General features: G+C 66.8%; 2 protein-coding genes and 1 pseudogene. All 3 read left to right on the top strand.

Going from position 1 to position 2,436, the window contains the following annotated elements:
* Positions 1-516 (top strand): alpha/beta hydrolase (locus AC1DZ6_RS23525; RefSeq protein WP_477099526.1); only part of this gene is annotated, 516 nt, incomplete at its 5' end.
* A gap of 338 nt (positions 517-854) precedes the next feature.
* The gene (locus tag AC1DZ6_RS23520; RefSeq protein ID WP_477099525.1) at positions 855-2,165 is read left to right on the top strand and encodes an NAD(P)/FAD-dependent oxidoreductase; all 1,311 of its coding nucleotides are present in this window, start codon (positions 855-857) and stop codon (positions 2,163-2,165) included.
* 163 nt (positions 2,166-2,328) lie between these two features.
* Positions 2,329-2,436: pseudogene (locus tag AC1DZ6_RS23515) on the top strand (hypothetical protein); the annotation flags it as partial.

The following is a 2,436-nucleotide window of genomic DNA, read 5'->3' as shown; positions in this document are numbered from 1 at the left end:
GTGCAGCTGTACCACCTGTTCATGAAGCGCGGTTTCGCGACCTTGCGCTTCAATTTCCGCGGCGTGGGCCGCAGCCAGGGCGAGTTCGACGCCGGCATCGGCGAGTTGGCCGACGCGGCCACGGCGCTGGACTGGCTGCAGTCCAACAACCCGGCCGCCGCCCAGACCTGGGTCGCGGGCTACAGCTTCGGCGCCTATATCGGCATGCAACTGCTGATGCGCCGTCCGGAAACCGACGGCTTCATCTCGGTGTCGCCGCCGACCAACATGTACGACTTCAGCTTCCTGGCCCCCTGCCCGGCCTCGGGCCTGATCCTGACCGGCGCGGCCGACACCGTCGTGCCGCCGGTAGAAGTCGAGCGCGTGGTCTCCAAGCTGCGCACCCAGAAGGGCATCGTCATCGACTACGAAGTCGTCGACAAGGCCACCCACTTCTGGGCCGAGCACCTGCCGTCGGTCGAGAAGAGCGTCGGCGACTACCTAGACAAGCGTCTGGAAATGACGCCGATCCCGTAGTTCCGGTTACCGGTACCATCAAGACTTGCGATCCTGGACAACTCACCGTCATTCTCCACTGAACAACGTTCTGGGAGAATGACGGTGAACCAGACCCTACGGCCGTTCCGGACCTTTCAGGAACGAGACGCCCAAGCGACGACGACGGTCTGCGTCTCGCTCTTCCCCGACCGCGAAATCCTCGACATCGAACCCTACGCGCCGCCGTCCTCGGCAAGGGCGGCGCTTGGCCTGGGTCAATGACCGGTCCGGCGTCTCGCGGACGCTCAACCTAAGCCTGACATCGTTCGACGAACCTCCTATATATTCACCATCTGAGGAATTTCTGGATGGCGGGCATGCACTACGACATCGTTATCGTCGGCGGCGGGGCTGGCGGACTGGAGCTGGCGGCGCGGCTGGGGCGAAAGCTGGGACGCAAGGCCGGCAAGGAGCGCGTCCTGCTGATCGACCGCTCCAGCTTCCACATCTGGAAGCCGACCCTGCACGAGGTGGCCGCCGGTACGCTGGACACCCACCAGGAGGGGCTCTCCTATTCGATCCTGGGCCGGGCCAACCATTTCAGCTTCCTGGTCGGTGATCTCGACACCTTCGATCCGGTCGCCAAGCGCTTGAGCCTCAAGCCCATCTTGGCTGAAGGCGGCAAGGTGCTGGTGCCGGAACGCGGCGTCACCTTCAGCTGGGGCGTGCTGGCGATCGGCAGCGGCAGCAACCTGTTCGGCACCCCCGGCGCGGACCAAGCCCACCTGCTGGAGCGCACCGAGGACGCCGAGATCTTCCACACCCGCCTGCTGGCGGCCTTCATGAAGGCCTCGTTCTCGACCGAAAAGGCCATGAGCGTGGCGATCGTCGGCGGCGGAGCCACCGGCGTCGAGCTGTCGGCCGAGCTGATCGAGGCCCATCGCGAACTGCTGGGCAGCCTTGGCAGCGAGCAGCGCTTCCGCCTGGACATCGCCATCGTCGAGGCCGCGCCACGCATCCTGGGCGGCCTGCCCGAGAAGATCTCCGACCAGGCCACCGTGGCCTTGGAGCGCAAGGGCGTGCGGGTCCACACCGGCGCCAAGGTGTTGGCTGTCCACGCCGAGCGGCTGGAGACCAGCCAGGGCGACATTCCGGCCGACCTGATCGTCTGGGCCGCCGGGGTCAAGGCCGCGCCGACCAACACCGGCTATGGGCTGGCGACCAACAAGACCAACCAGTTCGTGGTCAATGCGCGGCTGGAGACCTCGGCGCCCGACGTCTGGGCCCTGGGCGACTGCGCCGCCTGTCCCTGGCCCTATCGGGGATCCGATCCGGACGGCAAGGCGGAAGGCCGCATCATTCCGGCTCGCGCCCAGGCCGCCCACCAGCAGGCCAGCTACCTGGCCAAGGTGCTGATCGCCCGCCTGGGCCAGCGCCGGGTCGAGGGGCCGTTCGTCTATCACGACTTCGGTTCGCTGGTGTCGCTGGGAGAGAACAAGGGCGTCGGCGCCCTGATGGGCGGCCTGGGCGGCCCGAACTTCTTCGTCGAGGGCCTGATCGCCAAGTGGGCCTACATCTCGCTGCACCTGGACCATCACCGGGCGATCATGGGCACGCCCAAGACCATCGTCCTGGCCCTGGCGCGGCTGTTGCAGCAGCGGGTGGCGGGCCGGCTGAAGCTGCATTGAGGCAGGGGGCATGCCGGGGGCATGCTCTCACGGCAGTGCGTCCGCAGGTTTGCAGGGCGTTTCGTGTGAGAGCGCGTCCCCGGGCTCACGCTATTTCGCGCTAGCGCTCTGAAATCGCTGCCCTAAAACTTTAAGCCCCTCACCCTTTCCGGCCGCGCGTATCCTGATCTCACCTCGACGCGGGGAAAGGGCGCATGGCCAGCGACCGATGCGGCGGCGGGGGGCGATCGAGCGGGAAGCTCTGTCGGCGATCTGGTCCGCGTGAGTCTGG

This window comes from Caulobacter sp. P1_B12_2 (genome assembly GCF_056406675.1).
Note: the sequence above shows the minus strand (reverse complement) of the source record. Positions and strands in the feature narration are given on the sequence as shown.

Bases quoted from the DNA above. Each gene is read 5' to 3' on its own strand.
- AC1DZ6_RS23520 (WP_477099525.1), top strand. From the start codon at position 855: ATGCACTACGACATCGTTATCGTCGGCGGCGGGGCTGGCGGACTGGAG.